This is a genomic window from Streptomyces sp. NPDC052016 (genome assembly GCF_044548445.1).
Classification (GTDB): Bacteria; Actinomycetota; Actinomycetes; order Streptomycetales; family Streptomycetaceae; genus Streptomyces.
In genome coordinates this window covers 198,688-215,626 of record NZ_JBIUBX010000017.1, presented here as the reverse complement: position 1 = coordinate 215,626, position 16,939 = coordinate 198,688, and the positions used below count along the sequence as shown (strand labels likewise).

Genomic DNA, 16,939 nt, shown 5'->3' with positions numbered 1-16,939 from the left:
CCCCCCCCCCCCCCCCCCCCCCCCCCCCCCCCCCCCCCCCCCCCCCCCCCCCCCCCCCCCCCCCCCCCCCCCCCCCCCCCCCCCCCCCCCCCCCCACTCCCCGCCGCGGGCGGCTGCCGGAGCGTTTCGGCTGCGCCGCAGAGCCATGACCGCTCCGGTGCGTTCGCGGCTGCGGGAACGCTTCGGCCGCGCGTCGGCGCCATGACCAATTCCGGCCGCCGGGCGGTGCGGGTGTGTTTCGGCTGCGCGTCGGCGTCACGGCGCGCTGCCGCCGGAGGGCGGGGGGTGCGGGGGTCACATCAGAGGGGTCAGGAAGCGGCGTAGGGCTTCCTCGTAGGGGGCTGGGTCGGCGTTCCACATGGCGGCGTGGGGGGCCTGGGGGACGGTCTGGAGGGTGATCAGGTCGGGGCGGTGGGCGGCGAGGCGGCGGGTGGTTGCCCAGGGGGCGACCGTGTCGTCGGGGCCGTGGAAGATCAGGGTGGGTACGCGGAGGCGGGTCGGGTCGGTGGTGCGGGGGGCGTCCAGGCCCGTGCGGCCCTGGGCGGCGCGGACGGCCAGGGGGAGCAGCGCGCCCGGGGTGTGGCGGGCGGCGGCGAGGGCGCGCAGGGTCGCCTGCCAGTCGAGGACCGGGGAGTCCAGTACGAGCCCCGAAACGAGGTCGCGCAGACCGGAGCGGTCGGCGGCGCGCAGGGCCATGGTGGCGCCGGTGGACCAGCCGAGCAGGACGACGCGTTCGGCGCCGTAGCGGACGGCGTGGTGCATCGCCGCGTCCACGTCGCGCCATTCGGTCTCGCCGAGGTGGTTGAGGCCGTCCGGGGGGCGGGGCGCGCCCCGGTCGCCGCGGTAGGCGAGGGCGAGCACGGGGAAGCGACGGCGGTGCAGGAAGGCGGTGAGGTTGAGGACGTGTTCCCGGGTGGTGCCCAGGCCGTGCACGGCGATCACCCAGGTGCGGCGGGCGCCGGGGACGAACCATGCGGGCAGCGGGCCGAGCTCGCCGGGCACGTCGACGTCGGTGTGCTCGAGGCCGAGTGCGCTGCTCGGGTCGCCGATGTGCAGGTTCGGGGTGAGCCAGACGGCGTCGCCGGGGTTCAGCGTGCCGTGGGTGACGCGTTCCAGGCGGCGTACGACGGTGTCGGCGGAGTGCGGTGCGGTGGCCAGGACCGGGCCGACGACCGCGTGGGAGTCGTTGCCGGAGAGGCCGTAGGTGCCGGGGCGCAGGGCGGCGAGGTCCCGGGTGAGGATGACCTGGCCGGCGGCGGTGCCGTGCACGGTGAGCCGGGGTTCGGTGGGCAGGGGCCGGCCGGGCGGCGCCTTCAGGGCGGCGTCGCTGGCGAACCGGCCGGCGGCGACACTGACGGCGCCGGCGGCCAGGGCTGCTGTGACGGCGGCGGCCGTCGCGGTGACAGTGCGCACACGTCCAGTGTCCTGGCCGGGCCCGTGGGCGGCCAGTGGTGGGACGGGGCCGCCCGGGCTCACTCCCGCTGGCCGTATCCCCGCAGCCGCTCCCCCACTTCGGCCAGTTGCTCGTGTGTCAGGAGGGTCGGGGTCCGGCCGGGTACCGAGGACGCCGTCAGCCACAGGCGGCACATCCACTCCAGCTGGGCGGTGCGGTCGTAGGCCTGGTCGAGGGTGGCGCCGTGGGTCACGGTGCCGTGGTTCTGGAGGAGGCAGCCGCTGCGGTCGGTGAGGGCCCGGAGCATGTTCTCGGCCAGCTCCTGGGTGCCGTAGGTCGCGTAGGGGGCGACGCGGACGGGTCCGCCGAGGGCCGCGGTCATGTAGTGGACGGACGGGAGTTCGCTCACCAGGGTGGAGACCGCCGTGGCGTGCACGGCGTGGGTGTGGACGACGGCGCGGGCGTCGGTGGTCCGGTAGACGGCGAGGTGCATGGGCAGCTCGCTGGTCGGGACCAGGGTGCCGAGCACCTGCCGGCCGTCCAGGTCGACGCCGGTGATGTCGTCCGGCGCGAGGCGGTCGTAGGGCACGCCGGACGGTGTCACCAGCACGGTGTCTCCGACGCGGACCGACACGTTGCCGGAGGTGCCGACGACGAGCCCGTCGGTGACCGTGCGGCGGGCCGTCACGACGAGCGCCTCCCAGGCCCGCTTCTCCTCCCCGCTCGGCGTGTCGTCGGTGCCGTCCATCCGGTCGCGTCGCTGCTCTGCCATGCCGTGATCCTGCCAGGAGGTCGCGGGCGCCGCCGGGGGTGCTGCGCACCTGGTCGCGGGGCCGGGGCGGTGCAGGGCGGGGGCCGGAGCCGAGGAAGGGCAGATATCGCTATTTATCGCTCTGTCGTGGAGATCAGGCTCATATCAGCTGGTATGTGGTGATCTTGCTCTAGCGTCTTGGGGGTTCGCCACGCGCGCCGTCATCCAGGGGAGTCCATGGTTCGCGTTCCTTCGTCACCGTTCCGCCGCGCCGTCGCGGCCGTGCTCGCGGCGGCGGGCGCCGCACTCGTCGCGCTGCCCGCCGTGGCCGCGGCGCCGCCGAAGGGGCACGACGTCTCGTCCCACCAGAGGGACGTCGACTGGCCGAAGGCGAGGGCCGACGGGGCCGGTTTCGTCTACGTCAAGGCGACCGAGTCCACCACCTACCGCAACCCCTACTTCCGCCGGCAGTACGACGGCGCCCGCTCCGCCGGACTGATCCGCGGCGCGTACCACTTCGCCCGCCCGGACAAGGGCTCCGGCAGGGCCCAGGCCGCGTACTTCGTGCGTCACGGGGGCGACTGGAGCGCGGACGGGCGGACCCTGCCGCCCGCGCTGGACATCGAATACAACCCCTACGACCGCAGGCACAAGTGCTACGGCCTGAGCCCGGGGGCGATGGCCGCCTGGATCCGGGCGTTCAGCGACGAGGTGCGGCGGCTCACCGGCCGGCGGCCGGTGATCTACACGACCACGCACTGGTGGAACACCTGCACGGACGGCAACCGTGCCTTCGCCGCGGATCACCCGCTGTGGATCGCCCGCTACGAAGCGCCCGGACCTGGCACGCTGCCGGCCGGATGGGCGTCGTGGACGTTCTGGCAGTACGACAACGGCGGCGGCCTGCCGGGTGACCAGAATCTCTTCAACGGCTCCGCGGAAGGGCTGAAGCGGTTCGCCGAGGGGTCCTAGCCGTGCGGCGCGCGGGCCGTCGCGGCGAGTGGAGCGGAAAACGCCTCGCGCGGTCACCACGATGCCCGCCCGAGTTCACCTTCCGTTCACTCAGGTTACCTACGTTCGTCCAGCCAATGACCTCTGAACGATTGCCTGGGTAAATGGAAAACTTCTCGCTGATCCTCGCGATTGTGGTCGTCACCGCACTCGCGTTCGATTTCACGAACGGTTTCCACGACACCGCCAACGCGATGGCCACCACCATCTCGACCGGCGCGCTCAAGCCCAAGGTCGCGGTGGCCATGTCCGCCGTGCTGAACCTTGTAGGCGCCTTCCTCTCCGTGGAGGTCGCCAACACGATCTCCAAGGGTCTCGTCGACGAGACCGGCATACGTCCCGAGGTCATCTTCGCCGCCCTGGTCGGCGCGATCCTCTGGAACCTGCTGACCTGGCTGGTCGGCCTCCCCTCCAGCTCCTCGCACGCCCTCATGGGCGGTCTGATCGGCGCCACCATCGCCTCGGCGGGCGTCGGCGCGGTCCACGGCGACGTGCTCGTCACCAAGGTCCTCATCCCGGCGATCGCCGCTCCGCTGGTCGCGGGCATCGCCGCGATGCTGGCGACGCGCCTGTCGTACACGCTCGGCCGGAAGGCCGACGGCAAGGCGGCGGAGAAGGGCTACCGCGCGGGTCAGATCGCCTCGGCCGGCCTGGTCTCCCTCGCCCACGGCACGAACGACGCGCAGAAGACGATGGGCATCATCACCCTCGCCCTGGTCGCCGGCGGCGCCGTCGCCCCCGACTCCGACCCGCCCATGTGGGTGATCCTCTCCGCGGGCATCGCCATCGCCCTCGGCACCTACCTCGGCGGCTGGCGCATCATCCGCACCATGGGCAAGGGCCTGACCGACCTCCAGCCGCAGCAGGGCTTCGCCGCCCAGACCAGCGCGGCGACGGTGATCCTGGCCTCCTCCCACCTCGGCTTCTCCCTCTCCACCACGCACTCCGTCTCCGGTGCGGTGATGGGCGCGGGCCTCGGCCGCAAGGGCGGCGTCGTCCGCTGGTCGACGGCCACCCGCATGTTCGTCGCCTGGGGCCTGACGCTGCCGGCCGCGGCGCTCGTCGGCGCGATCGCCGAGTACGTCACCGGCTTCGGCGACTGGGGCACGGCGATCGTCGCGGTCTTCCTCGTGGCGTCCAGCGCCGCGATCTGGGGGATCTCCCGTCGCGAGGTCGTCGACCACACCAACGTCAACGCCGTCGAGGAACCGCCCGGCGTGGTGACCACCGCGATGGCCGCGGTGACCCCGCCGCCCACCAGCGCGATGGCCGAGGAGCTGACGGCCACGATCTCCGCCCCCTCCACCTCGACGGGCGAGCCGGCCCCGCCGGCCGCGACCACCGTCTGAGCCCCGCCCCCACTCGGCACCAAGGAAGAGAAGCAGTATGAAGATCGACTGGGCGGCTCTGGGCTCCGTCTTCGGCGTCAGCCTCGTGGTCACGGTGGCCCTGGTGGGCCTGTTCACCCTCGGCATCATGGGGTTGTCGCGGCGCGAGCGTGCCGTGGCGCAGGGCGACTCGGCGGCCCTCGCGGTCACCGGCGCGTACGTCTGCTTCGCGGCCTGCGCGGCCGCGGTGGCCTACGGCATCTCGCTCATCGTGGCCTGACCCTCACCACATCCGCGTCCGCCCCGTCGGAGCCGCCTCACCGGCGGCCTCGGCGGGGCGGACCCATGTCCGCTCGGGGGCGGGTCCCGGATGCGGCGAAGGACCTCCGCGCGTCCGGAAGGTCCGAGCGCCGGGCGTGCCCGGTTCCGGGTCCGCCGGACCGTCCCGGCGGCCCCGGCGACCTCGCCGCCGTACCGGCGGTGTGGGGTTGTGCACACTCTCCCCGTGCAGGTCAGGCGCAGGTTGACGGCCGTTCCGGGCCCGTGGTGGACTGCCGGGGCCATGTACGGCGACAGGAGAGGAAGCCGGTGTGAGTCCGGCGCGGTCCCGCCACTGTCACCGGGGTAGATAGCCCCGGGAGCCAGGAACTCTCGTCGCCGGTCTCGTCGAACCAGGGCGTGGACACCCTGAGTGAGGACATATCGCCATGCTCGGCTGCCGTTCGAGGTTCAGCACCAGGTCGTTGCCCGACTCCACGGTCGGCTGAGCCGATGGGTGCCGATCGCGTTCACGCGTACGGCGCCGCCGCCGGCCTCCTGGGGGACCTGCTCCTCGGCGATCCGCGCCGGGGGCATCCGGTCGCCGTGTTCGGGCGGGCCGCGGCCGGCGTGGAGCGGGTGCTGTGGCGGGACCACCGCGGGTGGGGCGCACTGCACACCGCCGTGTGCGCCGGCGGCGCCGTGGCCCTGGGGGCCGTCGCCTCCCGCGCCGTACGGTCGTCCACCGCCGCCTCCGTCGCCCTCACCGCCACCGCCACCTGGGCCGTCGTCGGGGGGACCTCCCTGGTGAGGGAGGCCCGGACCATCGGGCGGGCCCTCGAAGCGGGGGACGTCGAGGGTGCTCGGGCGCGGCTGCCGCACCTGTGCGGGCGGGACCCGCAGGCCCTCGACGCGGACGGGATCGCCCGGGCCGTCGTGGAGTCGGTCGCCGAGAACACCTCCGACGCCGTCGTGGGAGCGCTGGTGTGGGGGGCCGTGGGCGGGGTTCCGGGGCTGCTGGGTTTCCGGGCCGTCAACACCCTCGACGCCATGGTCGGGCACAGGTCGCCGCGCCACCGCCGGTACGGGTGGGCCTCGGCGCGGCTCGACGACCTCGCCGGGTGGCCGGGGGCTCGGCTGACGGCCGTACTGGCCGCCGTCGCGGGGGACGATCCGCGGGGGGCCGTGCGGGCCTGGCGGGCCGATGCCCGGAAACATCCCAGTCCCAACGCCGGGCCCGTGGAGGCCTCCTTCGCGGGTGCCCTCGGTGTGCGGCTGGGCGGGACCCTCTCGTACGGCGGCCGGGTGGAGCACCGGCCCGTGCTCAACGGGGCGTCGGGCCGGCCCGTGGTTCCCCACGACATCGAACGCGCCGCGCGGCTCTCCCGCCGCGTCGGCCTGCTCGCGCTCGGCGTCACCGTCGCCGCGCGCCTCATCGCGAAGGGGCGTATGTCATGAGCGGAGGTCTCCTCGTCGCCGGCACCACCTCCGACGCCGGCAAGAGCGTCGTCACCGCGGGGATCTGCCGGTGGCTGGTGCGGCAGGGCGTCAAGGTCGCGCCCTTCAAGGCGCAGAACATGTCCCTCAACTCCTTCGTGACGAAGGAGGGCGCCGAGATCGGGCGGGCCCAGGCCATGCAGGCACAGGCCTGCCGTGTGGAGCCCACCGCGCTCATGAACCCCGTGCTGCTCAAGCCGGGTGGTGAGCAGAGCAGTCAGGTCGTGCTGCTGGGGAAGCCGGTGGGCGAGCTGAGTGCCCGCGGCTACCACGGCGGGCGGCAGCAGAAGCTGCTCGGGACCGTGCTCGAGTGTCTCGCCGAGTTGCGGGGCACGTATGACGCGGTGATCTGTGAGGGGGCGGGCAGTCCGGCCGAGATCAATCTGCGGCGGACCGACATCGTGAACATGGGGATCGCCCGGAACGCCCGGCTCCCCGTGCTCGTCGTGGGCGACATCGACCGGGGCGGAGTCTTCGCCTCCTTCTTCGGGACCGTCGCCCTGCTCTCCCCCGAGGACCAGGAACTCGTCGCCGGGTTCCTCGTCAACAAGTTCCGGGGTGACGTCTCCCTGCTGGAGCCCGGGCTCGACATGCTCCACGGGCTCACCGGGCGGCGGACGTACGGAGTTCTGCCGTTCCGGCACGGGCTCGGGATCGACGAGGAGGACGGGATGGCGGTGTCCCTGCGCGGAACCGTCCGGGAGTCGGCCGTCACCCCGCCCGTCGGCGAGGACGTCCTGCGGGTCGCCGTCTGCGCGGTTCCCCTCATGTCCAACTTCACCGACGTCGACGCGCTGGCCGCCGAACCGGGGGTCGTGGTGCGGTTCGTGGACCGGCCGGAGGAGCTCGCGGACGCCGACCTCGTGGTGATCCCGGGGACCCGGGGAACCGTACGGGCGCTGCAGTGGATGCGGGAGCGGGGGCTGGCGGAGGCGATCGTCCGCAGGGCCGCCGAGGGGAGGCCGGTCCTCGGCGTCTGCGGCGGCTTCCAGATCCTCGGCGAGCACATCGACGACGAGGTCGAAAGCCGGGTGGGACAGGTGGAGGGGCTCGGTGTCCTTCCCGTCCGCGTGCGGTTCGCCCGGGAGAAGACCCTCACGCGGCCGGCGGGGGAAGCCCTCGGCGAGCGGGTCGAGGGGTACGAGATCCATCACGGGGTCGCCGACATCGGGGGCGGCACCCCCTTCCTGGACGGCTGCCGGGTCGGCCAGACCTGGGGTACGCACTGGCACGGCTCTCTGGAGTCCGACGGTTTCCGGCGGGCCTTCCTGCGCGAGGTGGCCGCCGCCGCGGGCCGCCGCTTCGTGCCGGCCCCCGACACCTCGTTCGCCGCGCTGCGCGAGGAGCAGCTCGACCGGCTCGGCGACCTGATCGAACAGCACGCGGACACGGACGCGCTCCGGCGGCTCATCGAGTCGGGCGCGCCGCAAGGACTGCCTTTCATTCCACCGGGAGCGCCCGCATGAGCACAGTGTTGTTGTTGTCGACCGCCGACACCGATCTGCTGGCGGCCCGGGCCGCCACCGGCGTCTCCTACCGCATCGGCAATCCGACCCGGGTGGACGTGGCCCGGGAGCTCCCCGGTCTCGTCGAGGGCGCCGACATCGCCGTCGTGCGGCTGCTGGGCGGCAAGCGGGCATGGGAGGAGGGGCTCGCCGTGCTCAGGGCGTCCGGTGTTCCGACCGTGCTGCTGGGCGGGGAGGCCGTGCCCGACGCGGAGTTGATGGCCGAGTCGTCGGTGCCGGCCGGTGTCGTGGCGGAGGCGCTGAAGTACCTGGTCGAGGGCGGGCCCGCCAACCTGGCCGAGCTGGCGCGGTTCCTGTCGGACACCGTGCTGCTGACGGGTGAGGGGTTCGTCGAGCCGCGGAAGATGCCCGCGTACGGGGTGCGCGGCGAGCGGGAGTGCGTCGCGGGGCGGCCGACGGTCGGCGTGCTCTTCTACCGGGCCCACGAACTCAGCGGCAACACCGCCTTCGTGGACACGCTGTGCGACGCGATCGAGGCGCAGGGCGCCAACGCCCTCCCGGTGTACTGCGGTTCGCTACGCGGTGCGGAGCCCGGGCTGTACGAGATCCTGGGGCGGGCCGACGCGCTGGTCGCCACCGTCCTCGCCGCGGGCGGCACGCACGCCTCGCAGGCCTCGGCGGGCGGCGACGAGGAGGCCTGGGACATCGGGGCGCTGGCCGACCTGAACGTGCCGGTGCTGCAAGGGCTCTGCCTGACCTCGTCGCGGGCCGCGTGGGACGAGTCGGACGCCGCCCTGTCCCCCATGGACGCCGCGATGCAGGTCGCCATCCCGGAGTTCGACGGACGGCTGATCACGGTCCCGTTCTCGTTCAAGGAGCAGGGGCCGGACGACGTGCCGGTGTACGTGGCCGACCCCGAGCGGGCGGCGCGGGTGGCCGGGATCGCCGTACGGCACGCCCGGCTCAAGCACAAGCCGAACGCGGAGAAGAAGCTCGCGCTGGTCTTCACCGCGTACCCGACGAAGCACTCGCGGGTCGGCAACGCGGTGGGGCTCGACACACCGGCGTCCGCGGTCCGCGTGCTCGACGCGCTGCGGGACGCCGGGTACGCCCTCACCGACTACCCCGACAACGGCGACGAGCTGATCCACCGCCTGATCGAGGCCGGCGGGCACGACGTGGAGTGGCTGACGGAGGAGCAGTTGGCCGCCGCGCCCGCGCGGGTGCCGTTGGCGGACTACCGGGCGTGGTTCGACCGGCTCGATCCGGAGCTCAGCGACGCGATGACCGGGGCCTGGGGCGAGCCGCCGGGCTCCCTGTACGTCGACGGGGACGACATCGTCCTGGCGTCCCTGCGGTTCGGGAACGTCGTCGTGATGATCCAGCCGCCGCGCGGCTTCGGCGAGAACCCGATCGCGATCTACCACGACCCCGACATGCCGCCCTCCCACCACTACATGGCGGCCTACCGCTGGCTGGACAACAGCTTCGGCGCCGACGCGATCGTGCACATGGGCAAGCACGGCACGATGGAGTGGCTGCCCGGCAAGGGTCTCGGGCTGAGCGGGGGGTGCGCTCCCGACGCCGTCCTCGGCGACCTGCCGCTGATCTACCCGTTCATCGTCAACGACCCCGGCGAGGGCACCCAGGCCAAGCGGCGCGGGCACGCCACCGTCGTCGACCACCTGGTGCCGCCGATGGCGCGTGCCGACACCTACGGCGACCTGGCCAAACTGGAGCAGCTGCTCGACGAGTACGCGCTCGTGTCCGATCTGGACCCGGTGAAGGCCCCGGCCGTGCGGGCGCAGATCTGGACGCTGGTCAAGGCGGCGGAGCTCCACCACGACCTGCACGTGGACGAGCAGCCGGACGACGAGGCGTTCGACGAGTTCGTCATGCACATCGACGGCTATCTGTGCGAGATCAAGGACGTGCAGATCCGGGACGGCCTGCACATCCTGGGCGGCGGTCCGGTCGGTGAGGCGCGGGTCAATCTCGTGCTCGCCGTGCTGCGGGCCTCGCAGGTGTGGGGCGGGCGGGCGAACGCGCTGCCGGGGCTGAGGGCCTCGCTGGCGGCCCGTTTCGGGCTGGTGGAGAAGGAGTTGCTGGCCGAGCCGGGCGCCGTGGTGAAGGTGCCGGTCGAGCTGACGGACCTGGTGGAGGGGCCGTCGCGGACGGCCTCCGACGCGATCGACCTGCTGGAGCAGTTGTGCCGGCGGATCGCGGAGGGGATGGAGCAGCGGGCTTGGGCCGGCTCCGGGATCCGCGACCTGGTGCGGGAGGTGCTCGGCACCGAAGTCCCGGACGCCGTGGCCGTCCTGGAGTTCGCGTGCGACGAGGTCGTGCCCCGTCTGGCGAGGACGACCGACGAGATCGGGCACATCCTGAAGGCCCTGGACGGTGGGTTCGTCCCGGCCGGCCCGTCGGGCTCCCCCACGCGCGGGCTGGTCAACGTGCTCCCGACCGGCCGGAACTTCTACTCGGTCGACCCCAAGGCCATTCCGTCCCGGCTGAGCTGGGAGGTCGGCCAGTCGCTCGCCGACTCGCTGGTGCAGCGGTACCTGCAGGACACCGGCGGGTACCCGGAGTCGGTCGGCCTGACGGTGTGGGGCACCTCCGCGATGCGGACGCAGGGCGACGACATCGCCGAGATCCTCGCGCTGCTGGGCTGCCGCCCGGTCTGGGACGACGCCTCGCGCCGGGTGACCGGCTTCGAGATCGTGCCCCTGGAGGAGCTGGGCCGGCCGCGCATCGACGTCACGGTCCGGATCTCCGGCTTCTTCCGGGACGCGTTCCCGCACGTCGTCGGCCTGATCGACGACGCGGTGCGGGCGGTGGCCGAGCTGGACGAGCCCGCCGAGTCCAACTACGTCCGGGCACACGTGGACGAGGACGCCGCCGGGCACGGCGACCGGCGGCGCGCGACGGCCCGCATCTTCGGCTCCAAGCCGGGAGCGTACGGCGCCGGCCTGCTGCCGCTGATCGACGCCCGCAACTGGCGTTCCGACGCCGACCTGGCCGAGGTGTACGCCGTCTGGGGCGGGTACGCCTACGGGCGCGGGCTCGACGGGCGGGCCGCGCGCGGGGACATGGAGACCGCGTTCCGGCGGATCGCCGTCGCCGCGAAGAACGTCGACACGCGGGAGCACGACCTGGTCGACGCCGACGACTACTTCCAGTACCACGGCGGCATGGTCGCCATGGTGCGGCACCTGACCGGGGCGAACCCCGAGGCCTACGTGGGCGACAGCGCCGTACCGGACCAGGTGAGGACGCGCACGCTGGGCGAGGAGACCCACCGCGTCTTCCGCGCCCGGGTGGTCAACCCGCGCTGGATGGCGGCCATGCGGCGCCACGGCTACAAGGGCGCCTTCGAGATGGCGGCGACCGTCGACTACCTCTTCGGCTACGACGCCACCGCCGGTGTCGTGGACGACTGGATGTACGAGAAGCTCAGCGCGGAGTACGTCTTCGACGCGGAGAACCGGGACTTCATGAAGAAGTCCAACCCGTGGGCTCTGCGCGGGATCACCGAGCGGCTGCTGGAGGCCGCCGACCGCGGGCTGTGGGCCGAGCCGGACGCCGGCACGCTCGAGCGGCTGCGCGCCACCTACCTCGAGCTGGAGGGCGACTTGGAGGGCGACGAGAAGTGAGTGTCCCGTTCCCGTTCACGGCCGTGGTCGGCCAGGACGACCTGCGGCTCGCGCTGCTGCTGAACGCCGTGTCGCCGGCGGTCGGCGGGGTGCTGGTGCGTGGCGAGAAGGGCACCGCCAAGTCGACGGCGGTGCGGGCGCTGTCGGCGCTGCTGCCGGAGGTCGACGTGGTGCCCGGGTGCCGGTTCTCCTGCGCTCCGGGCGCACCGGATCCGGGGTGCCCGGACGGGCCGCACGAGGCCGGTGACGGCGTGCGGCGCCCGGCGCGCATGGTCGAACTGCCCGTCGGCGCCTCCGAGGACCGGCTCGTGGGCGCGCTGGACATCGAGCGGGCGCTCGCCGAGGGCGTGAAGGCCTTCGAGCCGGGGCTCCTCGCGGACGCGCACCGCGGCATCCTCTACGTCGACGAGGTCAACCTCCTCCACGACCACCTGGTCGACCTGCTGCTGGACGCGGCGGCGATGGGCGCGTCGTACGTGGAGCGCGAGGGCGTGTCGGTGCGGCACGCCGCGCGGTTCCTGCTCGTCGGGACCATGAACCCCGAGGAGGGCGAGCTGCGGCCGCAGCTCCTCGACCGGTTCGGGCTGACCGTCGAGGTCGCGGCCTCCCGCGAACCCGACCAGCGGGTCGAGGTCGTGCGGCGTCGGCTCGCGTACGACGACGACCCGGCCGGCTTCGCCGCGCGGTGGGCGGCCGAGGAGGCCGCTGTACGGGCGCGGATCGTGGCGGCGCGGGCGCTGTTGCCGTCGGTGCGGCTGGGCGACGGGGCGCTGCGGCAGATCGCGGCGACCTGCGCGGCCTTCGAGGTGGACGGGATGCGGGCCGACATCGTGATGGCGCGCACGGCGACGGCGCTGGCCGCCTGGGCCGGGCGGACCGATGTGCTGGCGGAGGACGTGCGGCAGGCCGCGCTCCTGGCGCTGCCGCACCGGCGGCGGCGCAACCCGTTCGACGCGCCGGGCCTGGACGAGGACAGGCTGGACGAGACGCTGGAGCAGTTCTCCGGCGAGGGCGACGACGGCGATCCGGATCCCGATCCGGATCCGGACGGGCCCGGTGGCGGCGGCGGTGGGCAGCCTCCGCAGTCCGACGGCGGCGACCCGCAGGGCGGTGACGCCGGGGCACGGCCCGAGGCAGGGGAGGGCCCGGAACTCCAGGCGCCCGGGGCCGGCGAGCAGTCCGCCGTCCGGGCCGCCGAGCCGTTCCGTACGAAGGTGCTGAGCGTGCCGGGGATCGGTGAGGGCGCCGCCGGGCGGCGGTCGCGGGCGCGGACCGAGCACGGGCGGACGACGGGTGCGCGGCGGCCGCGGGGCGGCCTGACGAAGCTGCACCTGGCGGCGACCGTGCAGGCGGCCGCGCCGCACCAGCGGGCGCGTGGGCGGTCCGGGCCGGGCCTCGTGGTGCGCCGGGACGATCTGCGGCAGGCGACCCGGGAGGGGCGCGAGGGGAATCTCGTGCTGTTCGTCGTCGACGCCTCGGGGTCGATGGCGGCCCGGCAGCGGATGAGTGCCGTGAAGGGGGCCGTGCTGTCGCTGCTGCTGGACGCGTACCAGCGGCGGGACAAGGTGGGGCTCGTGACCTTCCGGGGCTCCGCCGCCGATGTGGCGCTGCCGCCGACGTCGTCCGTGGACGCGGCGGCCGCCCGGCTGGAGTCGCTGCCCACCGGTGGGCGCACCCCGCTGGCCGCCGGGCTGCTCAAGGCGCACGACGTGCTGCGGGTGGAGCGGCTGCGGGATCCGGCGCGGCGGGCGCTCGTCGTGGTGGTGACGGACGGACGGGCCACCGGGGGGACCGAGCCCGTCGCGCTGGCGGGGCGGGCGGCCCGGCTGTTCGCGGCCGAGGGCGTCGCGTCCGTGGTCGTGGACTGCGAGTCGGGGCCCGTACGGCTGGGGCTCGCCGGGCAGCTCGCGGGTGAGCTGGGCGGTGCGGCGGTGACGCTGGAGGAGTTGCGGGCGGACTCCATCGCCGGGCTGGTCAGGGATGTACAGGGTGTGCAGGGGATGTCGAGGAGGGCCGCGTAATGCCGCAGGGACAGCCGAGTGTCGTACCGGACGACGGACTGACGACTCGTCAGCGGCGTAACCGGCCGCTCGTCGTGGTGCACACGGGCATCGGGAAGGGCAAGTCGACCGCCGCCTTCGGGCTCGCGCTGCGGGCGTGGAACCAGGGCTGGCCGATCGGGGTGTTCCAGTTCGTCAAGTCGGCGAAGTGGAAGGTCGGCGAGGAGAACGCGCTGCGGGTGCTGGGCGCCAGCGGTGAGGGAGGCTCCGTCGACTGGCACAAGATGGGCGAGGGCTGGTCGTGGGTGCAGCGCGACGACCAGATGGACAACGAGGAGAAGGCCCGGGAGGGCTGGGAGCAGGTCAAGCGCGACCTGGCCGCCGAGACGTACCGGCTCTACGTCCTCGACGAGTTCGCCTACCCCATGCACTGGGGGTGGGTCGACACCGACGAGGTCGTCGACGTCCTGCGGAACCGGCCCGGTACCCAGCATGTGGTGATCACCGGGCGCAACGCCCCGGAGAGGCTCGTGGACTTCGCCGACCTGGTGACCGACATGTCCAAGGTCAAGCACCCGATGGACGCGGGTCAGAAGGGCCAGCGGGGCATCGAGTGGTGACCTCTTCCGTCCCACGGCTGGTCGTCGCCGCGCCCTCCTCGGGCAGCGGGAAGACCACCGTCGCCACGGGGCTGATGGCCGCGTTCGCCGCGCGGGGGCTCGCCGTGTCCCCGCACAAGGTCGGGCCGGACTACATCGATCCCGGGTACCACTCCCTCGCCACCGGCCGGGCGGGGCGCAACCTCGACGCGTACCTGTGCGGGCCGGAGCTGGTCGCTCCGCTGTTCCTGCACGGGGCCCGCGAATGCGACCTGGCCGTCGTCGAGGGCGTGATGGGGCTGTACGACGGGGCCGCCGGGGAGGGTGAACTGGCGTCCACCGCCCAGGTCGCGAAGCTGCTGCGGGCACCGGTGGTGCTGGTGGTGGACGCGTCGTCGCAGTCGCGGTCGGTGGCGGCGCTGGTGCACGGGTTCGCTTCCTGGGACCCGGAGGTGCGGGTCGGGGGCGTGATCCTGAACAAGGTCGCCTCCGCTCGGCACGAGGAGCTGCTGCGGGAGGCGCTGGACTCGGCCGGGGTGCCTGTCCTGGGGGTGCTGCGGCGCACGGAGCGGGTGGAGACGCCTTCCCGTCACCTTGGGTTGGTGCCGGTCGCCGAGCGGCGGGCCGAGGCGCTCGAGGCCGTGGCCGCGATGTCCGCGCAGGTCGCGGCCGGCTGCGATCTCGAGGCGCTGGTCTCGCTGGCACGAGGTGCGGGGGTGTTGGAGTGCGCGGCTTGGGACGCTGCTGAGGCCCTCGCTTCGTCGTCGGCGCCAGGTCGCACCGGCCCGGGCGGGACGACGACGGCGGACCGGCCGAGTCGCCCTGGTCCGGGCGCGCCGGTGACGCCGGAGGGGACGCGCGAGGCGGATCCGCGCGAGAGCGTCACCGTCGCCGTGGCCGCCGGGCCCGCCTTCACCTTCTCGTACGCCGAACACGCCGAGTTGCTCGCCGCGGCCGGCGCCGACGTCGTGCCCTTCGATCCCCTTCGGGACGAGCGGCTCCCGGACGGGACGCGCGGCGTGGTCGTCGGTGGGGGGTTCCCCGAGGTGTACGCCTCCGAGCTGTCCGCCAACGAGCCGCTCCGCAAGGAGGTCGCCGGACTCGCGCTCGGCGGGGCCCCGGTCGCCGCCGAGTGCGCCGGGCTGCTCTACCTCTGCCGGGAGCTCGACGGGCGGCCCATGTGCGGGGTGCTCGACGCCACCGCGCGGATGTCCGAGCGGCTCACGCTCGGGTATCGGGACGCGGTCGCCGTGAGTGACAGCGTGCTCGCCGTCGCGGGGACGCGGATGCGCGGACACGAGTTCCACCGGACCGTCGTCGAGCCGGGCTCGGGGGCGGAGCCCGCCTGGGGCGTGCGCGTCCCGCGGCGGCGGGTCGAAGGTTTTGTACAGCGGGGTGTGCACGCGAGTTATCTGCACACACACTGGGCGGCCGAACCCGGTGTGGCCCTTCGGTTCGTGGAGAGGTGCCGGACGTCATGAGCGACAGCAGGTTGATCGGAGTCGGGGTCGGCCCCGGTGACCCCGAGCTGGTGACCGTCAAGGGCGTCAACGCTCTGCGGGCCGCCGACATCGTCGTCGTCCCGGTCATGGACACCGGGGAGCGGGGGCGGGCCGAGGCGACCGTCCTGCACTACGTGCCGCAGGAGAAGGTCGTGCGGGTCGTGTTCGCGCTCAACGAGCGCAGCGACCGGGCGCGGCGGGAAGCCGCCTGGGACGCCGCCGGGGAGCGGGTCGCCGAGCTGATCTCGCGGCACGGCAGCGTCGCCTTCGCGACCATCGGGGATCCCAACGTGTACTCGACCTTCACCTACCTCGCCCAGACGATCGTGGAGCTGGTGCCGGGCGTCGTCGTCGAGACCGTGCCGGGCATCACCGCCATGCAGGATCTGGCGGCGCGGTCGGGGGCCGTGCTGACGGAGGGCACCGAGCCGCTGACGCTGGTGCCCGTGACCGCGGGTTCCGCCGTGCTGAAGGACGCGCTGGCCGGGCCTGGCACGGTCGTGGCCTACAAGTTCGGGCGGCACGCCGCCGAGGTCGCCGAGGCGCTGCGGGAGACCGGGCGGATCGGGGACGCCGTGTGGGGGGCCTCGCTGGGGCTGCCCGAGCAGTCCGTCCGGCCGGCCGCCGACCTCGGTTCCGAGCCCCTCCCCTACCTCTCGACGCTCATCGCGCCGGCCCGGCGCGACGGCGGGCGGGGCGGCAAGCTGTGAGACCGTCCGCCTCACCCCGCCAGGCCCACCACCAGCCAGATGAAGCCCACGCCCGCGACCGTGCAGAGCAGGGTCGAACGGGCCGGGTGGGCGTGGTGGGCCTCGGGGAGGATCTCGGCCGCCGCGAGGTACAGCAGCGCGCCGCCGAAGAAGCCGAGGTAGGCGCCGAGCAGGTGTTCGGGGATGGTCACGAACGCGGTCGAGGCCGCCCCCGCCACCGGGGCCGCCGCGTCCGCGAACAGCATGACCTGTGCTCTGCGGCGGGCGTTCCCGTACACGCTGGTGATCGTGTACGTGTTGAAGCCGTCCGCGAAGTCGTGGGCGACGACGGCCACGGCGACCGCCGTGCCCATGCCGCCGCCCACCTGGAAGGCCGCGCCGATCGCCACGCCGTCCATGGCGCTGTGGCCGACCATCGCGGCGGCCGCCGTCAGTCCCACCTCGGGGGTGCGGCCGTCGCGGAGCCCCGGAGACAGGGCGGGGCGGGCGTCTTCCCCGGCGCCGTGCGCGGCGTGCCGGTGGGCCAGCAGACGTTCCACCAGATGGGCGAAGAGGAAGCCCGCGACGAAGAGCACGAGCGCGGCCGGGACGCCGAGGATCTCCGTGCCGGCCGCCTCCAGGGCCTCCGGCAGCAGATCCAGGCCGACCACGCCCAGCATGAGGCCGCCCGCCAGGCCCAGCACGAGATGGCGGCGGTCGGTCACCCGCTGTGCGGTGAAGCCGCCGGCCAACGTCATCAGGAACGCGCCGAGCGCGACGAACACCGCCATG

Annotated in this window: 13 protein-coding genes and 1 riboswitch; of the genes, 10 read left to right on the top strand and 3 right to left on the bottom strand. The window is 73.9% G+C overall.

Annotated elements, in window-relative coordinates; genetic code table 11:
* Positions 1–294: 294 nt before the first annotated feature.
* A complete protein-coding gene (locus tag ACIHAR_RS22545) occupies positions 295–1,413 on the bottom strand; it encodes an alpha/beta hydrolase (protein ID WP_400021312.1) in 1,119 nt (372 codons plus the stop codon).
* Between the two features lie 59 nt (positions 1,414–1,472).
* A complete protein-coding gene (locus tag ACIHAR_RS22540) occupies positions 1,473–2,165 on the bottom strand; it encodes a class II aldolase/adducin family protein (protein WP_400021310.1) in 693 nt (230 codons plus the stop codon).
* A gap of 216 nt (positions 2,166–2,381) precedes the next feature.
* Between ACIHAR_RS22540 and ACIHAR_RS22535 the strand changes: the two genes are divergently transcribed.
* The 10 genes from ACIHAR_RS22535 (at position 2,382) to cobI (ending at position 16,168) form a co-directional block, all read left to right on the top strand.
* On the top strand, positions 2,382–3,116 hold the full coding sequence (locus tag ACIHAR_RS22535) for a lysozyme (RefSeq protein WP_365462579.1): 735 nt from the start codon (positions 2,382–2,384) through the stop codon (positions 3,114–3,116).
* A gap of 143 nt (positions 3,117–3,259) precedes the next feature.
* On the top strand, positions 3,260–4,504 hold the full coding sequence (locus ACIHAR_RS22530; RefSeq protein ID WP_365462581.1) for an inorganic phosphate transporter: 1,245 nt from the start codon (positions 3,260–3,262) through the stop codon (positions 4,502–4,504).
* A 37-nt stretch (positions 4,505–4,541) separates the two neighbouring features.
* The gene (locus ACIHAR_RS22525) at positions 4,542–4,763 is read left to right on the top strand and encodes a hypothetical protein (protein ID WP_365462583.1); all 222 of its coding nucleotides are present in this window, start codon (positions 4,542–4,544) and stop codon (positions 4,761–4,763) included.
* Positions 4,764–5,060: 297 nt separating this feature from the next.
* A riboswitch (cobalamin riboswitch) is annotated at positions 5,061–5,134 on the top strand.
* 120 nt (positions 5,135–5,254) lie between these two features.
* A complete protein-coding gene (locus ACIHAR_RS22520) occupies positions 5,255–6,199 on the top strand; it encodes a cobalamin biosynthesis protein (RefSeq protein WP_400021307.1) in 945 nt (314 codons plus the stop codon).
* Complete coding sequence (locus ACIHAR_RS22515) at positions 6,196–7,704, top strand: cobyric acid synthase (protein ID WP_400021305.1); 1,509 nt, start codon at positions 6,196–6,198, stop codon at positions 7,702–7,704. The genes ACIHAR_RS22520 and ACIHAR_RS22515 overlap by 4 nt, the downstream gene beginning before the upstream one ends.
* Entirely contained in the window at positions 7,701–11,357 is a 3,657-nt protein-coding gene (gene cobN / locus ACIHAR_RS22510; RefSeq protein ID WP_400021303.1) for a cobaltochelatase subunit CobN, read from the top strand. Before ACIHAR_RS22515 ends, cobN begins: the two co-directional genes overlap by 4 nt.
* Entirely contained in the window at positions 11,354–13,378 is a 2,025-nt protein-coding gene (locus ACIHAR_RS22505; protein WP_365462591.1) for a putative cobaltochelatase, read from the top strand. The genes cobN and ACIHAR_RS22505 overlap by 4 nt, the downstream gene beginning before the upstream one ends.
* The gene (gene cobO, locus ACIHAR_RS22500) at positions 13,378–13,977 is read left to right on the top strand and encodes a cob(I)yrinic acid a,c-diamide adenosyltransferase (RefSeq protein WP_365462593.1); all 600 of its coding nucleotides are present in this window, start codon (positions 13,378–13,380) and stop codon (positions 13,975–13,977) included. The genes ACIHAR_RS22505 and cobO overlap by 1 nt, the downstream gene beginning before the upstream one ends.
* Entirely contained in the window at positions 13,974–15,437 is a 1,464-nt protein-coding gene (locus ACIHAR_RS22495; protein WP_400021300.1) for a cobyrinate a,c-diamide synthase, read from the top strand. Before cobO ends, ACIHAR_RS22495 begins: the two co-directional genes overlap by 4 nt.
* Complete coding sequence (gene cobI / locus ACIHAR_RS22490; protein ID WP_400021298.1) at positions 15,422–16,168, top strand: precorrin-2 C(20)-methyltransferase; 747 nt, start codon at positions 15,422–15,424, stop codon at positions 16,166–16,168. The genes ACIHAR_RS22495 and cobI overlap by 16 nt, the downstream gene beginning before the upstream one ends.
* Before the next feature lie 11 nt (positions 16,169–16,179).
* Here cobI and ACIHAR_RS22485 read toward each other — a convergent pair whose 3' ends face one another.
* Entirely contained in the window at positions 16,180–16,938 is a 759-nt protein-coding gene (locus ACIHAR_RS22485) for a ZIP family metal transporter (protein WP_365462599.1), read from the bottom strand.
* Position 16,939: the final 1 nt, after the last annotated feature.

What these genes read in the sequence shown, in the direction of transcription:
- ACIHAR_RS22535 (WP_365462579.1), top strand. Translation starts at nt 2,382, where the DNA reads ATGGTTCGCGTTCCTTCGTCACCGTTCCGCCGCGCCGTCGCGGCCGTG.
- ACIHAR_RS22530 (WP_365462581.1), top strand. Translation starts at nt 3,260, where the DNA reads ATGGAAAACTTCTCGCTGATCCTCGCGATTGTGGTCGTCACCGCACTC.
- ACIHAR_RS22520 (WP_400021307.1), top strand. Translation starts at nt 5,255, where the DNA reads ATGGGTGCCGATCGCGTTCACGCGTACGGCGCCGCCGCCGGCCTCCTG.
- ACIHAR_RS22540 (WP_400021310.1), bottom strand. Translation starts at nt 2,165, where the DNA reads ATGGCAGAGCAGCGACGCGACCGGATGGACGGCACCGACGACACGCCG.
- cobN (WP_400021303.1), top strand. Translation starts at nt 7,701, where the DNA reads ATGAGCACAGTGTTGTTGTTGTCGACCGCCGACACCGATCTGCTGGCG.
- cobO (WP_365462593.1), top strand. Translation starts at nt 13,378, where the DNA reads ATGCCGCAGGGACAGCCGAGTGTCGTACCGGACGACGGACTGACGACT.
- ACIHAR_RS22515 (WP_400021305.1), top strand. Translation starts at nt 6,196, where the DNA reads ATGAGCGGAGGTCTCCTCGTCGCCGGCACCACCTCCGACGCCGGCAAG.
- ACIHAR_RS22525 (WP_365462583.1), top strand. Translation starts at nt 4,542, where the DNA reads ATGAAGATCGACTGGGCGGCTCTGGGCTCCGTCTTCGGCGTCAGCCTC.
- ACIHAR_RS22485 (WP_365462599.1), bottom strand. Translation starts at nt 16,938, where the DNA reads ATGGCGGTGTTCGTCGCGCTCGGCGCGTTCCTGATGACGTTGGCCGGC.